Origin of the sequence: Streptomyces sp. CB00455, assembly GCF_001905445.1 — a bacterium.
Lineage (GTDB): Bacteria > Actinomycetota > Actinomycetes > Streptomycetales > Streptomycetaceae > Streptomyces.
On record NZ_LIVQ01000009.1, the window covers coordinates 52,565 to 76,205 of the forward strand.

At 72.0% G+C, this 23,641-nt stretch carries 20 protein-coding genes and 1 riboswitch; of the genes, 6 read left to right on the plus strand and 14 right to left on the minus strand.

The features are described 5' to 3' along the window. Positions 1–124: 124 nt before the first annotated feature. The 3 genes from AMK16_RS35465 to AMK16_RS28675 form a co-directional block, all read right to left on the minus strand. Positions 125–277 carry an SCO1431 family membrane protein gene (locus AMK16_RS35465; RefSeq protein ID WP_107417284.1) on the minus strand — a complete coding sequence of 51 codons (153 nt, stop codon included), beginning with the start codon at positions 275–277 and terminating at the stop codon, positions 125–127. Positions 278–415: 138 nt separating this feature from the next. Further along, complete coding sequence (locus AMK16_RS28670) at positions 416–877, minus strand: SPW repeat protein (protein ID WP_079191800.1); 462 nt, start codon at positions 875–877, stop codon at positions 416–418. A 97-nt stretch (positions 878–974) separates the two neighbouring features. Further along, positions 975–2,336 carry a peptidase C39 family protein gene (locus AMK16_RS28675; protein ID WP_073920232.1) on the minus strand — a complete coding sequence of 454 codons (1,362 nt, stop codon included), beginning with the start codon at positions 2,334–2,336 and terminating at the stop codon, positions 975–977. Between the two features lie 124 nt (positions 2,337–2,460). Here AMK16_RS28675 and AMK16_RS28680 point away from each other — a divergent pair, with 124 nt between their 5' ends. Together AMK16_RS28680 and AMK16_RS28685 are read left to right on the plus strand one after the other, a co-directional pair. Further along, positions 2,461–3,216 carry a uridine kinase family protein gene (locus AMK16_RS28680; RefSeq protein ID WP_073920233.1) on the plus strand — a complete coding sequence of 252 codons (756 nt, stop codon included), beginning with the start codon at positions 2,461–2,463 and terminating at the stop codon, positions 3,214–3,216. Between the two features lie 390 nt (positions 3,217–3,606). Further along, positions 3,607–5,517, plus strand: coding sequence for an AAA family ATPase (locus AMK16_RS28685; RefSeq protein ID WP_073920234.1), 1,911 nt, complete (start codon positions 3,607–3,609; stop codon positions 5,515–5,517). 129 nt (positions 5,518–5,646) lie between these two features. Here AMK16_RS28685 and AMK16_RS28690 read toward each other — a convergent pair whose 3' ends face one another. The 10 genes from AMK16_RS28690 to ribD all read right to left on the minus strand — a co-directional run bounded on the left by AMK16_RS28690 (position 5,647) and on the right by ribD (position 14,356). Beyond that, positions 5,647–6,690, minus strand: a complete 1,044-nt coding sequence (locus tag AMK16_RS28690) for a hemolysin family protein (protein ID WP_073920235.1) — start codon at positions 6,688–6,690, stop codon at positions 5,647–5,649. Next, positions 6,687–8,129 carry a hemolysin family protein gene (locus AMK16_RS28695; RefSeq protein WP_242438979.1) on the minus strand — a complete coding sequence of 481 codons (1,443 nt, stop codon included), beginning with the start codon at positions 8,127–8,129 and terminating at the stop codon, positions 6,687–6,689. The genes AMK16_RS28690 and AMK16_RS28695 overlap by 4 nt, the downstream gene beginning before the upstream one ends. Positions 8,130–8,332: 203 nt before the next feature. After that, entirely contained in the window at positions 8,333–8,797 is a 465-nt protein-coding gene (locus AMK16_RS28700) for a PH domain-containing protein (protein WP_073920236.1), read from the minus strand. A 49-nt stretch (positions 8,798–8,846) separates the two neighbouring features. Then, positions 8,847–9,695, minus strand: a complete 849-nt coding sequence (hisG, locus tag AMK16_RS28705) for an ATP phosphoribosyltransferase (RefSeq protein ID WP_073920237.1) — start codon at positions 9,693–9,695, stop codon at positions 8,847–8,849. Between the two features lie 55 nt (positions 9,696–9,750). Further along, entirely contained in the window at positions 9,751–10,032 is a 282-nt protein-coding gene (locus AMK16_RS28710; protein WP_073920238.1) for a phosphoribosyl-ATP diphosphatase, read from the minus strand. 32 nt (positions 10,033–10,064) lie between these two features. After that, positions 10,065–10,553: a 6,7-dimethyl-8-ribityllumazine synthase gene (gene ribH, locus AMK16_RS28715; RefSeq protein WP_073920239.1), complete on the minus strand. Its 489-nt coding sequence runs from the start codon at positions 10,551–10,553 to the stop codon at positions 10,065–10,067. A 105-nt stretch (positions 10,554–10,658) separates the two neighbouring features. After that, positions 10,659–11,948 carry a bifunctional 3,4-dihydroxy-2-butanone-4-phosphate synthase/GTP cyclohydrolase II gene (locus AMK16_RS28720; RefSeq protein WP_073920240.1) on the minus strand — a complete coding sequence of 430 codons (1,290 nt, stop codon included), beginning with the start codon at positions 11,946–11,948 and terminating at the stop codon, positions 10,659–10,661. Then, positions 11,945–12,598: a nicotinamide mononucleotide transporter family protein gene (locus AMK16_RS28725; protein ID WP_073920241.1), complete on the minus strand. Its 654-nt coding sequence runs from the start codon at positions 12,596–12,598 to the stop codon at positions 11,945–11,947. Before AMK16_RS28725 ends, AMK16_RS28720 begins: the two co-directional genes overlap by 4 nt. Further along, positions 12,595–13,218, minus strand: a complete 624-nt coding sequence (locus AMK16_RS28730) for a riboflavin synthase (protein ID WP_073920242.1) — start codon at positions 13,216–13,218, stop codon at positions 12,595–12,597. Before AMK16_RS28730 ends, AMK16_RS28725 begins: the two co-directional genes overlap by 4 nt. Before the next feature lies 1 nt (position 13,219). After that, positions 13,220–14,356, minus strand: a complete 1,137-nt coding sequence (gene ribD / locus AMK16_RS28735) for a bifunctional diaminohydroxyphosphoribosylaminopyrimidine deaminase/5-amino-6-(5-phosphoribosylamino)uracil reductase RibD (protein ID WP_073920243.1) — start codon at positions 14,354–14,356, stop codon at positions 13,220–13,222. Between the two features lie 150 nt (positions 14,357–14,506). Continuing rightward, positions 14,507–14,637, minus strand: a riboswitch (FMN riboswitch). Positions 14,638–14,925: 288 nt separating this feature from the next. Between ribD and AMK16_RS28740 the strand changes: the two genes are divergently transcribed. From AMK16_RS28740 to AMK16_RS28755, 4 genes are all read left to right on the plus strand, one after another. Beyond that, a complete protein-coding gene (locus AMK16_RS28740) occupies positions 14,926–17,286 on the plus strand; it encodes a chitinase C-terminal domain-containing protein (protein ID WP_073920244.1) in 2,361 nt (786 codons plus the stop codon). A gap of 208 nt (positions 17,287–17,494) precedes the next feature. Next, complete coding sequence (locus AMK16_RS28745; protein WP_274535392.1) at positions 17,495–18,454, plus strand: sigma-70 family RNA polymerase sigma factor; 960 nt, start codon at positions 17,495–17,497, stop codon at positions 18,452–18,454. A 54-nt stretch (positions 18,455–18,508) separates the two neighbouring features. After that, positions 18,509–19,249 (plus strand): SDR family oxidoreductase, encoded by a 741-nt coding sequence (locus AMK16_RS28750; RefSeq protein WP_073920246.1) that lies wholly within the window; start codon positions 18,509–18,511, stop codon positions 19,247–19,249. A 916-nt stretch (positions 19,250–20,165) separates the two neighbouring features. Further along, positions 20,166–21,662, plus strand: coding sequence for an IPT/TIG domain-containing protein (locus tag AMK16_RS28755; RefSeq protein WP_073920247.1), 1,497 nt, complete (start codon positions 20,166–20,168; stop codon positions 21,660–21,662). A gap of 818 nt (positions 21,663–22,480) precedes the next feature. Here AMK16_RS28755 and AMK16_RS28760 read toward each other — a convergent pair. After that, on the minus strand, positions 22,481–23,632 hold the full coding sequence (locus AMK16_RS28760; RefSeq protein WP_073920248.1) for an ROK family transcriptional regulator: 1,152 nt from the start codon (positions 23,630–23,632) through the stop codon (positions 22,481–22,483). Positions 23,633–23,641 lie beyond the last annotated feature (9 nt).

Here is a 23,641-nt window from a genome sequence, read left to right on the forward strand (position 1 = left end):
GCGGGCGCGCGGGACGCGGCGGGGCGGGCGCCGAGCCGGGGATGGGGTGCGGGCGCGCGGGGCGCGGCGCGGCGGGCAAGCGCGGCACCGCGGGCACGAGCCGGGGACGGGGGTACGAGGGCGCTTACAGCCAGCCGATCTGCGTGACGAGCATGGCGACCACGACCACGAGCGTCCAGCCGAGCACGTGCTCCAGCCAGGAGGTATCGTCCCCGGGGCCCCCGGTGCGGACGAGGTTTCGGGCAGGGGCGGCGGCGGAGGCGCTGGCGGCAGTCATGGTGTCCAATGTGCCAGCGTTCGCGCCGTTTGGGAGGGAGATGCTCGTCACGGTGGCGCGCCTCGCGCCGCCGGACCCCGGCCGCTGGTGTGCTCCAGCGGGGCCGGGGTCCGGCGGCGCGATCCTCCCGGAATGCGGTCAGATGCGGGAGGCGCGCATACGGGAGTCGCGGGCGGGGTTCTTGGTGGAGCGGTTGGCCATGGCAGCCATCGCAAGGCCGAGGCACAGGGCCATGGCGCCGGTGATCACGTTGTTGACCACCGTGCGGGTCGTGTCCATCTCGCCGGCGATGACCCACGGGGCGACGATCGTCCACGCGCCGAGGACGACCGCGGTCCACGCCATGGCGTGGGTGCGCTCATAGGCCGAGCCGAGGCCGCCCATGCACAGGCAGAAGGCCAGGCCGGTGATCAGGTTGTTGACGGCCAGCGGGGTCAGGACGCTGAATCCCGCGATCCACGGCGAGGCCGCGAGGTACAGGCCCGTGATCAGGGCCAGTGCCTCCACGGCCTGTGCGGCGGGAGTGCTGGTCACCCGCTCGAACCGGGTGCGCATCTCTGCGAGGTCGGGGTGGGTCTCGATGCTGGAATGGGTGGTCATCTCTGGCCGCCTCCCTTGGAGAAGCCTTTATGTGCCATTTACCCCATTATGTTCCGCCTATCCGACCAGCCGGGTCAAAAGGTGGATTTTCTGGATCTCACAGGACTCCGACGGACCGCAGGGCCGCCACCTGACCCCGGCTGGGACGGGAGGGGACGTAGAGGTAGCAGACGCCCCCCGTACCCGGGACGACCTTGCCGGCCGCGTTGTGGCGCTTGGTGCGCAGCCAGATGTCTTCCCACTGCCGGCGGTCGTATACGCGGCGCACGGCGGAGTCGTCCGGAGAGTTGGGGTCGTTGGCGATGACGTCCCCGGAGGCCGTGAAACCGATGACCGTCATCAGGTGGCCCGCGGTGCCGTAGCCGGCGCCGGTGAGTTCCTCGGCGCGGAAGGACTGGGAGGTGATGGCGGGAATGCCGGCCCGGACCAGGGTCTCCAGGTCGGAGAGGGAGGCCAGGCGGGTGACGACGGCGGCGAGCTCGGGATAGGTGGCGGCGTAGGCGGCGTTGAAGGGCCAGTTGCCGCATCCCTTGTAGGCGGCGTCGTAGGTGGAGCGGGCGGCGTGGCACACCTGGGGGTCGGAGTACTCCGGATTGACCCAGGCCAGGGCCTCGTCGCCGGCCCGGCGGCCCCAGTACTCGATGACCATCTGCGAGGAGGTGGGGCTGCACCACGCCTCGCCGCCGTTGTCGTACTCGGGGTAGCGGCCGACGTGGACTTCCTGCGAGTACCTCGGCACCTTCAGCTCGTGGGCCCGGCCCGAGGGCCGGGAGGCGGGGACGGTGAACCGGTCCGGGACGTCGGAGGCCATGGCGCCGGCGAGCCGGACGGTGGGACCGCCGTCGGCGCCGGGCTTGCGGTGCAGGGTCAGGCGCAGCTGCCAGTCGGTGATGCGCAGGCCGCTCGCGGGGGCGTCGACGGCGAGGGTGTCGGTCCAGACGGTGGACCGGCCGTCGCTCTGGCCGTCCACGGAGGTGCGGCGGATGTCGCCGTCCCCGGAGGCCCAGCGGCCCATGACGTACCAGGGGGTGGCGGCGCCGTCGCCGTAGGTGCCGCGCAGTTCGATCTGGATCCAGGTACCGGCGGGGGTGCGGGCGTTCCAGGAGGCGACGGCCTCGGTGGCGGGCACGCTGGAGCGGTGCACGGGGGAGGTCCAGGTGGCGTACTCCCAGGTGCTCTTCCTGCCGGTGTGCGGGTCGGCGTACTCGGTGCGGCCGGCCGGGGTCCCGATCCGCAAGCCCGGGCGGGCCCCGCCCACCGCGGTGGTTCCCTGGTGGGAGCCGGCCCGCCAGTCCTCGTACGAGAACCAGAAGCGGTTGTCGACGGTCCGCCCGGGGCCCCTGGGCCGGGACGGGGCCGAGGCCGCGGCGTCGGCGGCGCAGACGCCGGCGGCGCCGGCCGCGGTGGCGACCGCGAGTGCGGCGACGAGGACGGCCCTGCGCGGTGTGGGTGCGGTCATCGCGGTTTCCCCCAGGGTGGGTGGGTGCTTCGACGGGCTCACCCTTCCATTTCCCGGCGGCCCGGGGGCGAAGCCGGGGGCCCGTGTCGGGGGTGACGACCGGTCCGGTCGTAGGGTGACGGGTGTGGAGCCACACCAGTCACTTGCGTCACTCGCCCGGGAACTCGCCGCGCTGCCGCCCTCGCTCGGCCCGGTGCGGCTGATCGGGATCGACGGCCATGCCGGCTCCGGGAAGAGCACCTTCGCCGGGCGGCTCGCCGAGGCGCTGGGGGAGGTCATCGCGCGGGGTCCCGGCGGGGCGCCGGAGCCTGCGGGACCGCTGGCCCCGGCCCGGGCGGCGGGATCCGGCCCATCGGCCGGTCCGGCCCGGCCGGCGGGGCGCCCCGCCCTCCCCGTACCGGTGCTGCACCTGGACGACATCGCAACCCACCAGGAGCTCTTCGGCTGGCAGGAGCGGCTGCGCACGCAGGTCCTGGAGCCGCTGGCCGCCGGCCGCCCCGCGCACTGGGCCCCGTACGACTGGGTGGAGCGCCGCTTCGGACCGGACCGGGTGCTGGACCCGGCGCCGGTGCTCCTCGTCGAAGGGGTGGGAGCCGGACGCCGGGCGCTGCGCCCGCACCTGGCGCGGCTGCTGTGGATGGAGACGCCCCGCGAGGAGTCCTGGGGGCGCGGGCGAAACCGGGACGGGCGTGAACTTTCCGACTTCTGGGACGGATGGGAGTGCGCGGAGCGCGCGCACTTCTCGGACGACCCTTCGCGCCCCTTCGCCGACACCCTGGTGCATGAGAGCAGTACGGGATACGAGTGGTCTTCCGGGGCGGGTGCGACCGCACGGACGGCCGCTTCCGTCACCGAGGGTCACGGACTCCCCCGGGCCTGAGGGAGGCTGGAAACCTCCCCCCGAGGCTGCCCTGCGACCCGCTTGACCGGACGGCCGCGACAGCCTTACGTTCTGGATGCGGGGCCGTTACCGGCCGCCGCGGAGACGAAGCCCCCGATTGTTCCCCCGTGATCGGGGGCTTCGTTCTGCCCCCGCGGCCGCCTCCACGGCGCCGCAGCACGCCCCGGCCCGGCCCCCTCACTTCACCCAGCGTCACCGGCGGCGCCGGGGGCGCACCCCCGAACCGGGCCGGTCGCGCCCTACGTAAGGTGCGAAAGCGCAGGTACGATGCAGCCCTGATTTCAGCGACGCCAGTCGGGGCACCGGGCAACTCGCGTGATCGAAGCGGGGGTTGCCGCGCACCACGGGGGCAGGCTTGTGGGGGACGTGATGGATTTCGGCACGCCGGGCAGCAGCCACGCCCCGGCCGAACTCGCCTGGCTGCGCGGGGTCGACGCCTGCACCATGGGCGCCTATCCGCAGGCCGAGGAGGAGTTCCGGGCGGCCGTGCGGCTCGATCCCGCGATGGCCGACGCCTGGCTGGGCCTGCACGCGCTGCGTGTCGACACCACCAACGCGTTATTGCGCATGTACGCGCACCGGGACCGCTTCGGCGAACAGCGGGCACGCCACCGGCGGACGCTGAACTCCTGGTACTGGCTGGGCTGGTGGGTACAGCCGGTCCTGGAGAGCGGACGGGACCTGCTGCTGGCCCACGCCTCGCACTGGCTGGACGGTCGCCACGTCCCCGAGCTGGACCAGGCCCTGGCCGCCCTGCCGCCGGTCGACACCGACCCCCAGGTGCGTTTCCTGCACGCCTGCCGGGCCTACCTGGTCAAGGACTGGGAGCAGTTGGTGCGGCACACCGAACCGCTGGTGGACGATCCGCTGCTGGGCATCGAGGCGGGCCTCTTCGGCGGGATGGCCCGGGTCCGCCTGGAGATGTACGGGCAGGCCGAACCACTGCTGTCGGCGGCGCTGATGCGGTGTCGCAGCGAACAGCCGCAGCGCAAGGAGCTGCGCTACTGGCTGGCGCGGGCCCACGAGGGGACCGGACGCAGCGCGGCGGCGCTGCCGCTGTACCGGGCCGTGCACCGGGTGGACCCCTCCTTCATGGACACGGCGGCCCGGCTGACGGCCATCGCCGACGGGGACGACGCCGACGGCATGGCCGCCCTGGCGAGCTACTCCGGCTTCGGCGGTTACGGCGGCCACGGACCCTCCCCGGCCGGCGGGGACTTCGCGGCGGTGGCGCTGGGCGGCGGGCCCGTCCAGGACATCGCGGCCGACGGCCAGGTGGAGCCCGACCCGCCGGCCGCGCCGCCACCCCCGGCCGGCCGGGTGGAGGGTGTGCGGCGCAAGGTGTCCGTCCCGCCGCAGAGCGCGCCCGAGGGGCTGCCGGCCGGACCGGCCGATCCGCAGGCGCTCGCCGAGGCGCTGGCGGAGCTGGAGCGGATGGTGGGACTGGAGCCCGTCAAGCGCCAGGTGAAAGCGCTCTCGGCGCAGCTCCACATGGCGCGGCTGCGGGCGACGCAGGGGTTGCCGGTGCAGCCGCCGAAGCGGCACTTCGTGTTCTCGGGACCCTCCGGCACGGGCAAGACGACGGTGGCGCGGATCCTGGGCCGGGTTTTCTACGCGCTGGGCCTGCTGGGCGGCGACCACCTGGTGGAGGCGCAGCGGGCCGACCTGGTGGGCGAGTTCCTGGGGCAGACCGCGGTGAAGGCGAACGAGCTGATCGACTCGGCGATCGGCGGGGTGCTGTTCGTCGACGAGGCGTACAGCCTGTCCAATTCGGGCTACAGCAAGGGCGACGCGTACGGGGACGAGGCACTGCAGGTGCTGCTGAAGCGGGCCGAGGACAACCGGGACCATCTGGTGGTGATCCTGGCGGGCTATCCGGCCGGGATGGACCGGCTGCTGGCGGCCAATCCGGGGCTGTCCTCGCGGTTCACCACCCGGGTCGACTTCCCGAGCTACCGGCCGCCGGAACTGACCGCGATCGGCGGGGTGCTGGCGGACGCGAACGGGGACCGCTGGGACGAGGAGGCCCTGGAGGAGCTGCGCAGCATCAGCGGGCACGTGGTGGAGCAGGGCTGGATCGACGAGCTGGGCAACGGCCGCTTCCTGCGCACCCTGTACGAGAAGAGCTGCGCCTACCGGGACCTGCGGCTGGCGGGCTTCGCGGGCGAGCCGTCGCGCGACGACCTGGCGACGCTGCGGCTGCCGGACCTGATGCAGGCCTACGGGGAGGTCCTGTCGGGGCGGGGGCCGCAGGAACGGCCGGAACCGCCGCCGCTGTAGCGGCCGGCGGCCGTGCGGTGGCCGGGGCGGGACCCGCGGCCACCGCCCCGCCGGCCCCGCCGGATGCGGCGCTCGCCGGGGGCCGGAACGGCTCCGGGCGCGCTCCGGCCCCGCCGGACGGCGGACCCGCTACGCGCCCCGCGCGTACGACCGGTGGGCGGGGTCGCGGACCTCGCCCACCAGCATCTCCAGGACGTCCTCCATGGCGACCAGGCCCAGTACCCGCCCGGCCGCGTCGGCGACCTGGGCGAGGTGGGTGGCGTCCCGGCGCATGACGCTGAGCGCGTCGTCCAGCGGGAGCGTGGCGGACACGGTGGTCATCCGGCGCCAGACCCGCTGGGGTACGGCCCGCTCCCGCTCCTCCAGGTCCAGGACGTCCTTGACGTGCAGATAGCCCATGAAGGCGCCGCTGTCGGCGCGGACGGGGAACCGGGAGTAGCCGGTGCGCACCGTCAGCTGCTCGATCTGGCGCGGGGTGACCGAGGGAGCGACCGTGACGATGCGGTCCCGGGCGAGGAGGACGTCGGTGACCGGGCGGCTGCCCAGTTCCAGTGCGTCCTCCAAGCGTTCCTGCTCCCCCGGCTCCAGGAGCCCGGCCTGCCGGGAGTCCTCGACCAGCCGGCCGAGCTGGGCGCTGGTGTAGACGGCCTCGACCTCGTCCTTGGGTTCGACCTTGAAGAGCCGCAGAATGAGCGTGGCGCAGGCGCCGAGGGCGGTGGTGACCGGCCCGCACAGGCGGGCGAAGGCCACCAGCCCCGGGCTGAACCACAGGGCGGTCTTCTCGGGGGCGGCCATGGCGAGGTTCTTGGGGAGCATTTCGCCGATGACCAGGTGCAGGAAGACCACGGCGGCCAGCGCGAACGCGTAGCCGAGGGGGTGGATCAGCCCCTGCGGCACGTGGACGGCGTGGAAGAGGGGCTCCAGCAGCCGGGCCACGGTGGGCTCGGCGACCGCGCCGAGGGTGAGCGAGCACACGGTGATGCCGAACTGCGCCGCGGCCATCATGCGGGGCAGGTTCTCCAGGCCGTGGAGCACCTGGCGGGCCCGCTTGGAGCTGGCCGCCAGGGGCTCGATCTGGCTGCGCCGTACGGAGACGAGTGCGAACTCGGCGCCGACGAAGAAGCCGTTGGCGAGGACCAGCAGCACCGCGAAGAGGAGCTGGAGCGCGTTCACCGGGCGGCCCCTTCCAGCTCGGAGGACTGCCGGGCCCGGTCGCGCGGGCGGCCGTGCCCGATCCCGGCCGGGGCGGCCGTCTGCTGCCGGGGGCTCCGGCCGGGCCCGTGAGCGGCCGCGGGGACCGCGGCGGCCAGCCGGACCAGGCGCACCCGCTCGGCGCGGTTGCGGCCGACCCGGCGGACGGACAGCTTCCAGCCGGGCAGTTCCGCGCGGTCGCCGGGGGCGGGGATCCGGCCGAGGAGGTCGGCGACGAGGCCCGCGACGGTCTCGTACGGGCCTTCGGGCACTTCCAGGCCTATCCGGCGCAGGGTCTGCACCCGGCAGCTGCCGTCGGCCTCCCAGGAGGGGCGGCCGTCCTCGGCGGGTACGGCGGCCAGCTCGGGGCTGTCGTCCTCGGCGAGGTCGTGCTCGTCGCGGACCTCGCCGACGAGTTCCTCCACGATGTCCTCCAGGGTGACCACGCCGGCCGTGCCGCCGTACTCGTCGACGACCACGGCCATCGGCTGTTCGCTGCGCAGCCGTTCCAGCAGCGGCTGCACCGGCAGGGAGCCGGGCACCAGCAGCGGGGCGACGCAGATCCGGCTCACGGTGGTGCGGGCGCGCTCCGGCTCGGGCACGGCGAGGGCGTCCTTGAGGTGGACCACGCCGGTGATCTCGTCGATGCGGTCGCGGTAGACCGGGAAGCGGGACAGGCCGGTGGCGCGGGTCAGGTTGAGCACGTCGGCGGCGGTGGCCGTGTGCATCAGGGCGCTGACCTTCACCCGGGGCGTCATGACGTGCTGGGCCGTGAGCTCGCCCAGCGAGAGGGTCCGTACGAAGAGGTCGGCGGTGTCCTGTTCGAGGGCGCCGGCCCGGGCCGAATGGCGGACCAGGGAGACCAGTTCGCCGGGGGTGCGGGCGGAGGCCATCTCCTCGGTCGGCTCCACGCCGAGCGCCCGTACGAGGCGGTTGGCGACGGCGTTCAGGCCGGCGATGACCGGCCGGAACGCCCGGGAGAAGGCGTGCTGGGGACCGGCGACGAAGCGGGCCACCTGGAGCGGCCGGGAGACCGCCCAGTTCTTCGGGACGAGCTCGCCGACGACCATCTGGACGGCGGAGGCGAGCAGCATCCCGATGACCACGGAGACGCCGGAGGCGGCTCCCTCGGGGAGGCCGGTCGCGGTGAGCGGCCCGGCCAGCAGTGCGGCGAGGGCGGGCTCGGCGAGCATGCCGACCACGAGGGAGGTGATGGTGATGCCGAGCTGGGTGCCGGAGAGCTGGAAGGACAGCTCCCGCAGGGCCCTGACCACCGTGCGGGCACGGCGGTCACCTTCGGCTGCGGCGCGTTCCGCCTCCGGCTTCTCCACGGTGACGAGCCCGAATTCGGCTGCCACGAAGAATCCGTTGGCGAGGATCAGAACGAATGCCGCCACGAGCAGGAGTAGCGGGATGGTCATGCCGCCGCCTCCATGGGGAGGGCGGCGCGGGTATTACCGGACGATCCGTCCATTGCTGGAGGGAGTCACTCCTCGAGTCGCAGGGTGTCCACGGCCCCCGGGGGTCCCGGGGCAGGTGGGAGGTCGCAGGGTTGCGCCCCGCCCACCAGGGTAGTCATTGAGATCGCGGCCGCAACGGTACGCGGCCATGGGGCTCGGCGCGCTCAGTGCTCGTTCGCGCCGGTTCCGCGGGCGTCGGCCAGCGCGCGCAGGGCGCGGGCGTCGCCGATCGCCTGCGCCTTGGCGATCCCGGGCTGGATGCCGAGGGCGGGCAGGCTGGTGCCGTCGCTGAGGTCCAGGAACACCCACGGGTCACCCGGGCGGAGGTTGACGCGCAGGATCTGCGCCCACTCCAGGCGGCGGGTGGTGGTGAGGTTCACGACGGTGACCCCCGCCTCGTCCGCAACCACCTTGGGGCGGCTGAGCAGGACGAGGACGGAGCTCAGCAGGACGGCGGTGAAGACGAAGCTGGCCCGCTCCCCCGCGCTGAGGGTCTCCAGGAGGAACGCGATCGCCGTGATGGTGACGAACATGGCGAGCCCCACGCCCAGCAGGACGGCCCGGGTCCGGGTCGGCCGGAAGGTGACCGGGAGGGCGGGCGGTGCGGACTGGGCGGCGGGCTCGGTCATCGTGCGGTGCCTTCTGGAGTGGTCGTGCGGGCCGGCGGGAGGGAGTCCCTCAGAGTCGGCAGGCGTGGATCGAGGTGGTGAGGATCGCGCGCGCGCCGAGCTCGTACAGGTCGTCCATGATCCGCTGCGCTTCCCTGGCGGGGACCATGGCGCGGACGGCGACCCAGCCCTCGTTGTGCAGCGGGGAGACGGTCGGCGACTCCAGGCCCGGGGTGAGGGCGACCGCCCGCTCCAGGTGCTCGGCGCGGCAGTCGTAGTCCATCATCACGTAGCTGCGGGCCACCAGGACGCCCTGGAGGCGGCGCAGGAACTGCTGGGCCCGCGGGTCGTCGGGGTCGGAGGAGTTGCCTCGCACGACGACGGCCTCGGAGGTGAGGATCGGCTCGCCGATGACCTCCAGGCCGGCGTTGCGCAGGCTGGTGCCGGTCTCGACGACGTCCGCGATGATCTGGGCGACGCCGAGCTGGATGGCGGTCTCCACCGCTCCGTCGAGGTGGACGACGGAGGCGTCGATGCCCTTCTCGGCGAGGTGCTTGGCGACGATTCCCTCGTACGAGGTCGCGATGGTCATCCCGGTGAAGTCCTCGGGGCCCTTCGCCGTGCCGGGCAGGGTGGCGTAGCGGAAGGTGGACCGGCCGAAGTTCAGCGGCAGGATCTCCTCGGCGCTGGCACCCGAGTCGAGCAGCAGGTCGCGGCCGGTGATGCCGATGTCGAGCCGGCCCGAGGAGACGTAGATCGCGATGTCCTTGGGGCGGAGGTAGAAGAACTCGACCTCGTTCTCGGGGTCGACGACCACGAGCTCCTTGGACTCCTTGCGCATCCGGTAGCCGGCCTCATGGAGCATCGCCGACGCCGGTCCGGAGAGTGAACCCTTGTTGGGGACGGCGATGCGCAGCATGGGGCTTCCTCGGGTGCGTGGATTGCGGGAATCGGTCGGGTGCACGTGCCTGGGGTCAGAGGTGGGCGTAGACGTCGTCGAGGGAGATCCCGCGCGCCACCATCATCACCTGGACGTGGTAGAGCAGCTGGGAGATCTCCTCGGCGGCGGCTTCCTTGCCCTCGTACTCGGCGGCCATCCAGACCTCGGCGGCCTCCTCGACGACCTTCTTGCCGATGGCATGGACGCCCTTGCCGACGAGCTCGGCGGTGCGGGACGTGCTGGGGTCGCCGGTGGCGGCCTTGAGCTGGAGCTCGGTGAAGAGCTCCTCGAAGGTCTTGGGGGGTTTGTTCGCCATGATGGTCCTCAGAATAAGGGGTCCCGCGCTGCCTACTGGCGCCAGGGTTCGCTGACGGTGCGCAGGGTCATGGCGGTGGAGACGGCGGCGGTGACCGCTTCGTGCCCCTTGTCCTCGTTGGACCCCTCGAGCCCGGCGCGGTCCAGCGCCTGCTCGTCGTTGTCGCAGGTCAGTACGCCGAAGCCGACGGGGACTCCGGTGTCGATCGATACCTGCACCAGGCCCTGGGTGACTCCCTGGCAGACGTATTCGAAGTGCGGGGTGCCGCCCCGGATGACCACGCCGAGGGCGACGATGGCATCGTATCCGCGCCCGGCCAGTACCTTCGCCACGACGGGGAGCTCGAAGCTGCCGGGGACGCGCAGCACGGTGGGCTCGTCGATGCCCAGCTCGTGCAGGGCCCGCAGGGCGCCGTCGACCAGTCCGTCCATGACCTTCTCGTGCCACTGGGCCGCGATGACGGCGACGCGCAGGTCTCCGCAGTTCTTCACGCTCAGTTCGGGTGCGCCCTTGCCGCTCACAGCTCTGCTCCTCGGTGGTTCGTGGGTGTACGGAGGTGTTCTGTTCCGGACGTCCGCGAAGTGCGGGACGTACGGGGGGTTTGGTACGGGTCGCGGGGGCCGCGGCTACTGGTTGCCGCAGGCGGAGACGGGCGCGGCCGCGTCCAGCCAGGGCAGGTCGTGGCCCATCCGGTCCCGCTTGGTGCGCAGGTAGTGCAGGTTGTGCTCGCCGGCCTCGACGGGCATCGCCTCCCGGCCGGAGACGGTGATGCCGTGCCGTACGAGGGCGGCGGCCTTCTCGGGGTTGTTGGTCATCAGGCGGACGCTGCGCAGGCCCAGGTCGGCGACGATCTGGGCGCCGGCCCCGTAGTCGCGGGCGTCGGCGGGCAGGCCCAGCTCCAGGTTGGCGTCGAGGGTGTCGCGGCCGCGCTCCTGGAGTTCGTAGGCGCGCAGCTTGGACAGCAGTCCGATGCCGCGGCCCTCGTGGCCGCGCAGGTAGACGACGACGCCGCGGCCGGCGTCCTTGATCCGCTGCATGGAGGCGTGCAGCTGGGGGCCGCAGTCGCAGCGCTGGGACTGGAAGATGTCGCCGGTCAGGCACTCGGAGTGCATCCGGACCAGGACCTCCTCGCCGTCGCCGATCTCGCCGTGGACGAGGGCGACGTGCTCGACCCCGTCGACGGTGGAGCGGTAGCCGTAGGCGGTGAAGTCGCCGAAGGCGGTGGGCAGGCTGACCTCGGCCTCGCGGCGTACGGTCGGTTCGGCGGAGCGGCGGTAGGCGATCAGGTCCTCGATGGAGATGATCGTCAGGCCGTGCTTGCGGGCGAAGGGGATCAGCTCGGGCAGGCGCAGCATGACGCCGTCCTCACCGGCGATCTCCACGATCGCGCCGGCCGGGCGCAGGCCCGCGAGGCGGGCGAGGTCGACGGCGGCCTCGGTGTGGCCGTTGCGGACCAGGACGCCGCCGGGCTTGGCGCGCAGCGGGAAGACGTGTCCGGGGCGTACGAAGTCGCAGGGTTCGCAGTCGCCCGCGGCCAGGAGTCGCAGGGTGGTGGCGCGGTCTGCGGCGGAGATGCCGGTGGTGACGCCGTGGGCGCCGCTCGCGTCGACGGAGACGGTGAAGGCGGTCTTCATCGACTCGGTGTTGTTCTGGACCATCTGGGGGAGTTCGAGGCGGTCCAGCTCGGGGCCCTCCATCGGGGCGCAGATCAGGCCGCGGCACTCGCTCATCATGAAGGCAATGATCTCGGGGGTGGCCTTCTCGGCGGCGATGACGAGGTCGCCCTCGTTCTCGCGGTCCTCGTCGTCGACGACGACGACGGGCCGGCCCGCCGCGATGTCGCGGACGGCCTGCTCGACGGGGTCGAGGCGGAAGGTCTCTTCGGGGATGTCGGGCACGGGCTTGAGGCTGGTCATGCCGTTGCTCCTTCCAGGGCCGGGGCGGGGGTGGTGCGCGAACGCTGGTACCAGTCGTGGGCGCCCCACAGCACGAGGGCGAAGTAGACGACGTAGACGAGGCCGGAGAAGACCAGTCCGTTGGTGAAGGCGAGCGGGACGCCGACGAGGTCGACGAGGAGCCAGGCGAACCAGAACTCGACGAGGCCGCGGGCCTGGGCGACCATCGCGACGATGGTGCCGACGAAGATGTAGGCGTCGGCCCACGGGCTCCACGACAGGTTCGGGAAGAGCGTGAAGAGGCCGCCGACGGCGAGGGTGCCGGCCGCCGCTGCGGCGAGGAGCAGTCCGCGCTCCTTCCAGGTGGCGGTGCGTACGGCGAGGGAGCCGTCCTGGGCCTGCTGCCGGCCGCGCTGCCAGGCGCGCCAGCCCCAGACGGCCACGCCGATGACCAGGAGCTGCTTGCCGACGCCGCCGGAGAGGTGGGCGGAGGCGTAGGCGGCGATGAGGATCAGGCCGGAGAGGAGCTGGGCGGGCCAGGTCCATATGGAGCGGCGCCAGCCGAGGGCGAGGGCGGCCAGGCCCATCAGGTTGCCGATCATGTCGGACCAGATGACCGTCTGGCCGAAGACGCTGAAGGCTTCGGCGTTGAGCCAGGTCAGGGCGCTCACTGGTGGTCCCCTTCGGTGTGCAGCGGGTCGACGCCGGCCGCCAGCAGGCGTTCGACGTACTTGGCGAGGACGTCGACCTCCAGGTTGACCGGGTCGCCGCTCCGCTTGGTGCCGAGCGTGGTCAGCGCGAGGGTCGTGGGGATGAGGCTGACGGTGAACCAGTCGGCGGCGGCCTCGACCACGGTGAGGCTGACGCCGTCGACCGTGATGGAGCCCTTCTCCACGACGTAGCGGGCGAGGTTCGCGGGGAGGGCGACCTTGACGATCTCCCAGTGTTCGGAGGGGGTCCGCGAGAGGATCTCGCCGGTGCCGTCCACGTGCCCCTGGACCAGGTGGCCGCCGAGCCGTCCGCCGAGGGCCATCGGGCGCTCCAGGTTGACCCGGGAGCCCTTGACGAGGGCGCCGAGGCTGGAGCGGTCGAGGGTCTCCTGCATCACGTCGGCGGTGAATTCGCCGTCGGCGCTCTCCACGACGGTCAGGCAGACGCCGTTGACGGCGATGGAGTCGCCGTGCTTGGCACCCTCGGTGACGAGGGGGCCGCGCAGGCGGAAGCGGGAGGCTTGCGCCAGCTGCTCGACGGCGGCGACCTCGCCCAGTTCTTCGACGATTCCGGTGAACACTTCAGTGCTCCTTGGGGGCGGTGGTGGGGACGGCGGTGATGCGCAGGTCGGTGCCGACGCGGACGGCTTCGGTGATCTCCAGGCGGAGCGCGTCGGCGATGGTGGTGACGCCGGCGTCGGCGAGGGCCGGGGGGCCGGAGCCGAGGAGGGCGGGGGCGAGGTAGGCGACGACGCGGTCGACGGCTCCGGCCGCGAGGAAGGCGCCGGCCAGGGTGGGGCCGCCTTCGAGGAGGAGGGAGCGCACTCCGCGGTCGTACAGGTGCGTGAGCAGGCCGGGGACGGGGATGCGGCCGTCGTGCAGGGGCATCCGGAGCAGCTCGACGCCGGGCAGGTGCCGGGTGTCCGCGTCCTCGCCGACGACGAGCAGGGTGGGCGCCGCGTCGTCGAGGACGCGGGCCGCGGGCGGGAGCGCGGCGTGCGTGTCGAGGGCGACGCGCAGGGGCTGGGTGGCTCCCTCGATGCCGCGGATGGCGAGGTGCGGGTCGTCGGCGCGCAGGGTGCCGCCGCCCACGAGGACGGCGTCGGCCTCGGCGCGCAGCCGGTGGACGTCCGCGCGGGATTGCGGGGAGGTGATCCAGCGGCTGGTGCCGTCGGCGGCGGCGCTGCGGCCGTCCAGGGTGGCGGCGTACTTCCAGGTCACGTGGGGGCGGCCCAGGCGTACGGAGGTCAGCCAGGCGGCGTTGCCCGCCTCGGCCTCGGCCTGCAGGAAGCCGCCCTCGGTCTCGATTCCGGCGGCGCGCAGGGTGGCGGCGCCGCCGCTGGCCTGCGGGTCGGGGTCGGGGACGGCGTAGACGACGCGGGTGATACCGGCGTCGAGGAGGGCCTGGGCGCAGGGACCGGTGCGTCCGGTGTGGTTGCAGGGTTCCAGGGTGACGTAGGCGGTGCCGCCGCGGGCGGCCCGGCCTGCCGCGGCCAGGGCGTGGACTTCGGCGTGGGGGCCGCCGGCGCGCTGGTGCCAGCCCTCGCCGACGATGGTGCCCGCCGGGTCGGTGATGACGCAGCCGACGACCGGGTTGGGGCTGGTGGAGCCAAGGCCGCGGGCGGCGAGCTCGACGGCTCGGCGCATGGCGCGCGCTGCTGCGTCGGCATGGCGCTCTTCGTGCTCGGCGTGGTCCGCCACCGGGTCCTCCTGCCTCATCGGGCAACGGACTCCGGGGCCTGTCGGGATACGACAGATGAAGCGGTACAGCTCACGCGGGGGCGCCGAGGCCGGAAAACGGTCCGATCCGGCACATCCGCAAGGATGCGCCGACGAACCGCCGACGGCGGCGTACCTGCGACTGGCCCGCCGCGCACTGCCTCCCATCCGGACTTTAACCGTCGGTCCAGGAATCTCACCTGGTCAACCGGCCGCTGGCTGCGGACGGGTCGCGGACTATAACCGCCGGTTCGGAATTACACCGACCCCGGAGTGCGCTGCTACTGGTACTGGTACCAGTTTGCCATGGGCGATCGACGGCCATGCGGGTGAAGTGGTGTGGCCTGGATCACACCATGAAGATCGGCAGCGACACCCTGCCCCGCCGGACCGCGGTTGGTCCAGACCTATTGACGCGGTGGTCTAGTCCTCTTAACGTTCCCTTCATCTTCCCGGGAACGGCCCGTCAGATGTGCGCACCACACGGGCCAACACGCCTTTTCCCACGTCACGTTGCTCCACGCCGTGCCCTGCCGTGTCCTGCCATCCTCCCCTCCCCAGGAGGCATCATGCCGTCCCCCACACGTACGAGAGCGATGCTCCTGGCATCCGGCGCCGCAATCGCCGGACTGCTGGTCGCAGGGCTCTCGACGGGCGTCTCACACGCCGCCGACCACGAGAGCTGTCGCCCCGACGGGCTGTACAAGACCGCCGGTGTCGACGTCCCGTACTGCTCTGTCTACGACTCCGAAGGCCGCGAGAAGATGGGCGCGGACCACCAGCGCCGCGTCATCGGATACTTCACCGGCTGGCGCACCGGCAAGGACGGCACCCCCGCCTACCTCGCCGGCAACATCCCGTGGTCCAAGGTGACCCACCTGAACTACGCCTTTGCCCACGTGGGCGCCGACAACAAGATCTCGGTCGGCGCGGACAACGCGAACAACGCCGCCACGGGGATGACCTGGCCGGGCGTGGCGGGCGCCGAGATGGATCCGGCCCTCCCCTACAAGGGCCACTTCAACCAGCTGACCAAGTTCAAGAAGCAGTACCCCGGCGTCAAGACACTGATCTCGGTCGGCGGCTGGGCGGAGACCGGCGGCTACTTCGGGGACGACGGCAACCGCGTCGCCTCCGGCGGCTTCTACTCGATGGCCACCAACGCCGACGGCTCGGTCAACCAGGCGGGCATCGACACCTTCGCAAACTCCTCGGTCGACTTCATCCGGAAGTACGGCTTCAACGGCGTCGACATCGACTACGAGTACCCGACGACCATGAAGGACGCGGGCAATCCGCTCGACTGGCAGCTCTCCAACGCCCGCCGCGCCGGTCTCGTCAAAGGCTACGCGGCCCTGATGAAGTCGCTGCGCGAGAAGCTCGACCGCGCGGGCGCCGCCGACGGCAAGCACTACCTGCTCTCCGTGGCCGCCCCCTCCTCCGGCTACCTGCTGCGGGGCATGGAGACGTTCCAGATGCAGAAGTACCTGGACTACGTCAACATCATGTCCTACGACCTGCACGGCGCCTGGAACGAATACGTCGGCCCCAACGCCTCGCTCTTCGACGACGGCAAGGACGGCGAACTGGCCGCCGCCGGCGTCTACTCCACCTCCCAGTACGGCGGCATCGGCTACCTGAACTCCGACTGGGCCTACCACTACTTCCGCGGCTCCATGCCGTCGGGCCGCATCAACATGGGCCTGCCGTACTACACCCGCGGCTTCAAGAACGTGCAGGGCGGCACCGACGGGCTGTGGGGCAAGGCACCCGCGACCACCTGCCCGGCCGGCGCGGGCCTGACCAAGTGCGGTGACGGCGCCGTCGGCATCGACAACCTGTGGCACGACAAGGACACCAACGGCGCCGAGTCCCCGGCGGGCTCCAACCCGATGTGGCACGCCAAGAACCTGGAGAAGGGCGTCGTCGGCGACTACGTCACCTCGTACGGCTTCCCGGCGAACACCACACTGACCGGCACCTACGCCCGCAAGTACGACTCCACCCTGGTGGCGCCGTGGCTGTGGAACGCCCAGAAGAAGGTCTTCCTCTCCACGGAGGACGAGCAGTCGGTCAACGCCAAGGCCGACTACGTGGTGAACAAGGGCATCGGCGGCACCATGGTGTGGGAGCTCGCGGGCGACTACGCGTACAACGCCGCCAAGGGCCAGTACGAGATGGGCTCCACCCTCACCGACGCGATGTACCAGAAGTTCAAGTCGGCCTCCCCGTACGGCGCCAAGCGTGCCACGACCGCCGTGCCGACCGAGGCGATCAAAGTGGACGCGGAGTTCGGGCAGTTCCCGCTCGGCGACTCCAACTACCCGATCAGCCCGAAGCTGAAGATCACCAACAACACCGCGGCGACACTGCCGGGCGGCACGGAGTTCCAGTTCGACTACTCGGCCTCCGCGCCGGCCAACGCCAAGGACCAGTCCGGCTGGAACACCACGATCATCCGCAGCGACCACACGGGCAGCAACGTGGGCGGGCTGAAGGGCGACTACCACCGCGTGTCGCTCAAGCTGCCGGCCTGGCAGTCGCTGGCGCCGGGCGCCTCGGTCGAGCTGGACTTCGTCTACTACCTGCCGACCTCGACCCCGTCCAACTGGACGGTGAATTTCGGGGGCCGGACGTACGCCATCGTCGGCGACCTGGCCCGCGGCACGACCGTGGTGGAGCCGGGCGGCGCGACCACACCGCCCACGACGCCGCCGCCGACGACCCCGCCGACCACTCAGCCTCCCACGACCCCGCCGCCGACGGGCGGCGCGTGCAGCGCTGCGCCGTACGTCGCGGGCCAGGTCTACAACAGCGGCAACGCGGTCTCGCACAAGGGCCACACCTGGAAGGCCCAGTGGTGGACGCAGAACGAGGAGCCCGGCACCACGGGCGAATGGGGCGTCTGGAAGGACCAGGGCGCCTGCTGACACCGGCGGGCGGAGACTGAGGACGCCCCCGGCCGAAGGCCGATGAACGCGAGGACCCGGTGGCCCGGCGGCCACCGGGTCCTTCGCCCGTCCTCCCTCACACGTCCTCCCTCACACGTGTTCGCTCGCACGTGTTCCCTCGCACGTGAGGGCGCGCAGGTCAGCGAGCGCACGTGCCCTCCGTGCATGTCCCTCGTACGATTCTGCGGTGAGTACCCACGTCACCGCGCCGGCAGCGGACTTCGAGGAACACCGGCCCCGGATGTTCGGCATCGCCTACCGGATGCTCGGCTCCGCGGCCGAGGCCGAGGACACCGTCCAGGAGGCATACCTGCGCTGGAGCTCCGCCGACCGGGGTGCGATCGAGCACCCGGGGGCATGGCTCGCCAAGGTCGTCACCCGCCTGTGCCTCACCCACCTCACCTCGGCCCGGGCCCGGCGCGAGGAGTACGTCGGCGCCTGGCTCCCCGAGCCGGTCCTCACCGGAGGCGGCGCCCTGGGACCGATGGAGTCGGCGCAGCAGCGCGACAGCGTGTCCATGGCGCTGCTGGTGCTGCTGGAGCAGCTCACGCCCGTGGAGCGGGCGGTGTACGTGCTGAGGGAGGCCTTCGCCTACGGTCACCGGGACATCGCCGCGCTCCTGGACCTCTCCGAGCCCAACTGCCGCCAGCTCTACCGGCGGGCGGCGGCGCGGGTGGCGGCGGGCCAGGAGACCGCCGGGGACGGCAAGGGCGGCGCGGACCAGGAGGGCGGGACCGGCCGGGACGGCGGGGCCGCCCGGGAGCCTCGCTTCCAGCCGGAGCCCGAGCGGTGGCGGAGTTTGGTGGACACCTTCCTGTCGGCGGCGCGCACGGGCGACCTGACCCGGCTGGAGGGCCTGCTGGCGGCGGACGTGCGGTACGTGGCGGACGGCGGCGGCGTGGTCGGCGCGGCCCGGCGGCCGATCCTGGGCCGGGACAAGGTGGCCCGCTTCGTCATCGGGGCGCTGGGGAAGTACGCGGCGGGTCTGCCCGTCGGCGTCGCCGAGGTCAACGGGGCGCCCGCGCTGCTCTTCGGCGACACGGCGGTCCTCCTGGTCCAGTTCGACAACGGGCTGGTCAGCGGTGTGCAGGCGGTGGTCAACCCGGAGAAGCTGGCGTTCCTCCGAAGGCAGTTGTCACATTCCTGAGTGCTGTCCGGTCTCCGCTGGTGAGCGCATCTCTCCACGGAAGGAACGGACATCATGAGCACCATCCTGGTCACCGGCGGCACGGGGAACCTGGGCGGGCAGGTCGTCACCCGGCTGCGGGACGCGGGCCACGAGGTCCGCGTCCTGAGCCGGCACGCCCCCGACCACCCGGTGGACCTGCGGGACGGCAAGGGGCTGGACGCCGCGATGGCGGGCGCGGAGGTGGTCGTGCACTGCGCGAGCAGCCCGCGCGGGGGCGACGAGGCGGCCGCGGAGCGCCTCATCGACGCGGCCCGGCGAGCGGGGACCGTCGGGAACCTCGTCTACATCTCCATTGTCGGGGTCGACGTGGTCCCCTTCGGCTATTACGAGTCGAAGCGCAAGGTGGAGCAGCTGCTGGAGGCGTCCGGGCTGGGCGTGACGATCCTGCGCACGACCCAGTTCCACGACCTGGTGGCGCAGGTGGTGGGGATGGCGGCCAGGCTGCCGCTCGTGCCGCTGCCGGCCGGGGTCCGGGTGCAGCCGATCGCCGTGGAGGAGGTGGCGGACCGCCTGGCGGAACTGGCGGTCCCGACTCCGTCGGGCCGGGTCCCCGACATGGGCGGCCCGCAGATCCGCACCCTCCAGGAGCTGGGCCGCGCCTACCTGTCGGCGACGGGCCGCCGCCGCCGGGTGGTCCCCCTGCCGCTGTGGGGCAAGGCGTACGCGGGCTTCCGCCGGGGAGGCAACCTGACCCCGTCCCACTCGTCGGGCCACGTGACGTTCGCGGAATATCTGGCGGGGCGGGGGCGGTAGGGGGCGGGGTGGCTTCGGGGGGCGGGGTCTGTGCCGGTCGGCGTCGGGGAAGGGTTGGGGGTTTCCCGTCAGTCTCATCGTCTCTCCGTGTCGGGCCGGGCCCTCAAGGGCGCTCCCTGCGGTCGCGTCGCTTCGCGATGTCGCTGCGCTCCACCCTTGACCGCCCGTCCCGCCCCGGACATACGAAGACTGCCGGGAACCCCCCAAAGGAACGGGCCGGGGGACAGAGAGACATTCGGGGAGATCAGAGAGCGGACTGCCCGCTTCGGCGGCCATGTTCCAGCCCGGGCCCGATAAGCAGGCACGCCCCGGGTCGGGGGGCGCATCAGATCGCTACACAGTTCTCCTGCATAGCGGCTGCCACCTGCTCGTGGCCGGGCATAAGCCGCCACAGATTCCTACACACGTCTCCTGTTTGGCGGCTGCCACGTGCTTGGGGCCGGGCATAAGAGGTCGCGCGGATAGGCGCGGTCGGGGACCTCGGCAACAGTACGGGCACAGGTCTCGGTGATCAGGCAGTTGCGACGTTCTGTGATCACTGGGGAGACCTGTGCCCCGCTTCGAGGATGCGGCCGGATGGCGGAAGCGCCTGTCGACCGCGGCGATCTCTCGGCCGCGCTCATCCGCCCCGACGGCATCGTCGCATGGTCCGCCGCCCCGGGGCCTGGCCGCAGACACCGCAGCTCTGGCGACCGCGCTGCGCACCGGGCTCGGCGAACCGCACACACGTACGCCGAACGGCCAACAAGGTGAACCTGGCCAACCTGCAGGCACGAAACGCACCGGACAACGCAGAGGGGAGGTCTGATTGTGTGCGATCCATTCTGCCGGCCGGTTCGGCACAGATCTGCCCTGATGCTGCCGAAAGGCCACCCCGCCTCCGCACCGGCAAGACATCCGAGGAGCAGGAACGACGATGGCACCCGATCCGACAACCGCCCAGGTGACCATGACCCTGGCTGCCCTTGCAGCCACCGGGGCCACCCCGCGTCCGTCCGGGGAAACCCTGCAACAACAGACCGAACGAATCATCACCGGCATCAACGCGCAACTGAACGATCCCGGCCTTGCGACGCAGGGCGGGTGGAGGCTGGTGTGGCTCGCGCTGAGCGAGGCCAACGCGAATATGGCCTACATCGCACAGAGCACCAACGGCTCGAACGAGTTCGCCGTGGTCGCTCGCGGAACGGACGCCGATGTGACCGACATCCTTGAGGACCTCGATGTCGGCACAGTCGTCCCGTTCCCCGAAAGCGGATCGCCGAAGCCCATCGCCGTTTCCAAGGGGGCGATGGATGCGTTCAAACAGGTTGTCAACGCCCGCTCGATCGCCTCCCCCTCCCCGAACGTCACGCTCACCCAGGCGCTCACCGCCGCACTCAACTCGGCGCCCTCCGCGCCGCAGCCGACCGTCTATCTGACCGGTCACAGCCTGGGCGGTTGCATCGCCACCATGCTCGCGCCGTACCTGCAGGCACAGACCTGGCCGAAACAGCCGAAGTTCGCAGTGATCACCTATGCCGCTCCCACCGCCGGCGTACAGAGCTTCGTCGACTACTTCAACTCCGTGCCGTGGGTCATCGACGAGCGCCACAACAACGCCTACGACCTGGTGCCGCACGCGTGGGCCGATCTCGACACCACCGCCGGCTGGTACCCCAGCCCGGGACCGCAGGCAACCGAGGAAGTGCAGCTGCTCATCGGGGCGATCTCCAAGCGCACCAAGGGCAACGTCTACGTCCAGCCCGGCACGCTCTGCCCGATGAACACCAGCTACACGAGCCTAGCCAAGAACCTGGTCAACAAGACCACCCAGGACTTCCTCGGCCAGGTCGCCTTCCAGCACGCCAACTCCACCTACCTGGACCTGGTGGGAGCGCCTGCGGTCCCTTCCGCACCGGTGGTGACCGACGTGACCCCCACCTTCGGTGAACCAGGCGCCACGGTGACCATCAAGGGCTCCGGTTTCAGTAAGGACAGCATGGTCGACTTCGGCCACTTCGCCTGCCCCACGCACAACATCGACTCCGACAGCAGGATCACCGCCAAGGTCCCCGACGGAACCGGCGTCGTCCACGTCCGCGTCACCAACACCCTCGGCACCTCCCCGGCTGTCGCGACGGGGCAGTTCGCCTATGGCGGACCCGCACCTGTGGTGGTCAGTGCCGTCAGCCCGACCAGCGGAAAGGCGGGCACCCTGGTCACCATCAGCGGCTCGGGTTTCGCCGATGGCGCCACCGTGCACTTCAAGGACAAGGCATCCGATTCGGTCACGTTCGTCTCCACCGGACAGATCACCGCAACCGCGCCCGGTCAGCTCGACGACCACCAGACGGTGAACCTCACCGTGACGGTCGGCCACGCCACCTCTCCCACCAGCCCGGCCGACGAGTTCACCTACACCGGACGGTAGCGTCCGCACGCCCCGTTCCAGGGGTGGCCCTTCCAGCAGCCCCTGGCCCTTGCCGCCGACCGGTCTCCGGGACGGAGCGACTTTGGGTGGTTTAGACCTGTTTGATGCCTGGTTGGGGCCGGGAAAGCCGGTTGGTGGAGTGTGACATTGAAAAGTTCAACGCCAGGCTCCGGCAGGGCTCGCTGAGCCGCCCGAAGGGCGCTCAAATGCCCCTCCCACCCCTCCCAGGCCCTCTCCGGGGCCTAGCGGCCCCTTTCCTCTGCTTTTCCTGCTCCCAACTACCCGCTGTCGCGGTCGATGAGGGACAGGTGAGGGCAGTGGGCGGGCCGTGACGCTTATGCCCAGCCCCAAGCGAGTGGCAGTCGCTGAGCTGAGAGCAAGCGTGTAGCGAACTGATGCGCCCCCCGACCCGGGGCGTGCCTGCTTATCGGGCCCGGGCCGGAACATGCCCGCCGAAGCGGACAGTCCGCTCTCTGATCTCCCCGTATGCCTCTCTGTCCCCCGGCCCGTTCCTTTGGGGGGTTCCCGGCAGTCTTCGTATGTCCGGGGCGGGACGGGCGGTCAAGGGTGGAGCGCAACGACATCGCGAAGCGACGCGACCGCAGGGAGCGCCCTTGAGGGCCCGGCCCGACACGGAGAGACGATGAGACTGACGGGAACCCCCCAACCCTTCCCTGATACCGAGTCATCGGCTCCCGCCCCCGGAGCCCCCGCCCCAGCGTCCGCTCCCGAGCAGCACAGACCCCGCCCCCGAAGCCACCCCGACTGTCCCTGATCCCGACCAGCACAGACCCCGCCCACCCCCCAGGTACCGCCCCCTACCCCCCGAACAGCACCTCCTGCGCCGCCTCGCGTGCCGCCAGACGGGCTCCCGACAGGACCGCCGGGTCGCCCAGGGTGGTGGCGCGGACCTGTGTCGGGAGGGGGGTCAGGGTGGCCAGGCGGTGGGAGACCCGGGCGGCCAGGGCGGGGCCGCCCGCGCGGCCCAGTTCACCCGCCAGGACCACGCATCCCGGGTCCAGGACCGAGGCGACCGCCGCCGCGCCCAGGGCCAGGCGCTCGGCCAGGGCTCCGAGGAAGGGCTCCCCCGCGGCCCCCGCCACCGCCTCCTCCGCCCGGCCCGGGAAGCCGTGGTCGCGCGCCAGCGCCAGCACGGCTTCCCGGCCGACCAGAGCGTGGAAGCCGCCCCCGCAGTCGGTGGCCGAGGGCAGGCCGCCGGTGCCCGGCACCGGGAGGAAACCGATCTCGCCCGCCCCGCCGGATGCGCCCCGGCGCAGCCGGCCGTCCAGGACCACGGCCGCGCCCACCCCCGCGCCGAGCCACAGGAGGACGAAGGAGTCCAGGTCGCGGGCGACTCCCAGGCGTTGTTCGGCCAGGGCGGCCAGGTTGGTCTCGTTCTCGACGACCACGTCGGCGGGCAGGCTCCGGCGCAGGGCGGCGACCAGGTCCCGGTGCCAGGCCGGCAGGCCGCTGTTGCCCCGGAGTTCGCCGGTGGCCGGGTCGACGAGACCGGGGGCGCCGACGACAACGGTGTGCAGCGGCCCGGCGCCCGCCTCCCGGGCGGCGTGCAGCAGCGCCGACACCGCCTGCTCAGGGGCCCCGACGGGCAGTGCCGTCTCGGCCAGGGGGTGGCCGAGGAGGTCGGTGACGACGGCGGTGACGCTGTCGGTCCGCACGTCCAGGGCCGCGAGGTGGGCGCGGCGGGCGACGATCCCGTACAGCTTGGCGTTGGGGCCGCGCCGCTGTTCGCCGGATTCCCCGACGACCTCGATCAGCCCGGCTGCGGTGAGCCGCTCGACGAGGTCGGCGACGGAGGGGCGGGAGAGGCCGGTCCGGGTCTTGAGCTGGGTGGCTGTCAGCGGCCCGGCTTCCTGGAGCAGTTGGAGGGCCAGGCGGTCGTTGATGGCGCGTGCGGTACTGGGTGAGGCCGGGGACGGCAGCGGAGTACGGGCGGGAGTCACGGTGCTCATCCTAGGAAG

Coding starts and splice junctions, on each gene's coding strand:
- AMK16_RS35465 (WP_107417284.1), bottom strand. CDS start 277: ATGACTGCCGCCAGCGCCTCCGCCGCCGCCCCTGCCCGAAACCTCGTC.
- AMK16_RS28670 (WP_079191800.1), bottom strand. CDS start 877: ATGACCACCCATTCCAGCATCGAGACCCACCCCGACCTCGCAGAGATG.
- AMK16_RS28675 (WP_073920232.1), bottom strand. CDS start 2,336: ATGACCGCACCCACACCGCGCAGGGCCGTCCTCGTCGCCGCACTCGCG.
- AMK16_RS28685 (WP_073920234.1), top strand. CDS start 3,607: ATGGATTTCGGCACGCCGGGCAGCAGCCACGCCCCGGCCGAACTCGCC.
- AMK16_RS28695 (WP_242438979.1), bottom strand. CDS start 8,129: ATGACCATCCCGCTACTCCTGCTCGTGGCGGCATTCGTTCTGATCCTC.
- AMK16_RS28700 (WP_073920236.1), bottom strand. CDS start 8,797: ATGACCGAGCCCGCCGCCCAGTCCGCACCGCCCGCCCTCCCGGTCACC.
- hisG (WP_073920237.1), bottom strand. CDS start 9,695: ATGCTGCGCATCGCCGTCCCCAACAAGGGTTCACTCTCCGGACCGGCG.
- AMK16_RS28710 (WP_073920238.1), bottom strand. CDS start 10,032: ATGGCGAACAAACCCCCCAAGACCTTCGAGGAGCTCTTCACCGAGCTC.
- AMK16_RS28720 (WP_073920240.1), bottom strand. CDS start 11,948: ATGACCAGCCTCAAGCCCGTGCCCGACATCCCCGAAGAGACCTTCCGC.
- ribD (WP_073920243.1), bottom strand. CDS start 14,356: ATGAGGCAGGAGGACCCGGTGGCGGACCACGCCGAGCACGAAGAGCGC.
- AMK16_RS28740 (WP_073920244.1), top strand. CDS start 14,926: ATGCCGTCCCCCACACGTACGAGAGCGATGCTCCTGGCATCCGGCGCC.
- AMK16_RS28750 (WP_073920246.1), top strand. CDS start 18,509: ATGAGCACCATCCTGGTCACCGGCGGCACGGGGAACCTGGGCGGGCAG.
- AMK16_RS28755 (WP_073920247.1), top strand. CDS start 20,166: ATGGCACCCGATCCGACAACCGCCCAGGTGACCATGACCCTGGCTGCC.
- AMK16_RS28760 (WP_073920248.1), bottom strand. CDS start 23,632: ATGAGCACCGTGACTCCCGCCCGTACTCCGCTGCCGTCCCCGGCCTCA.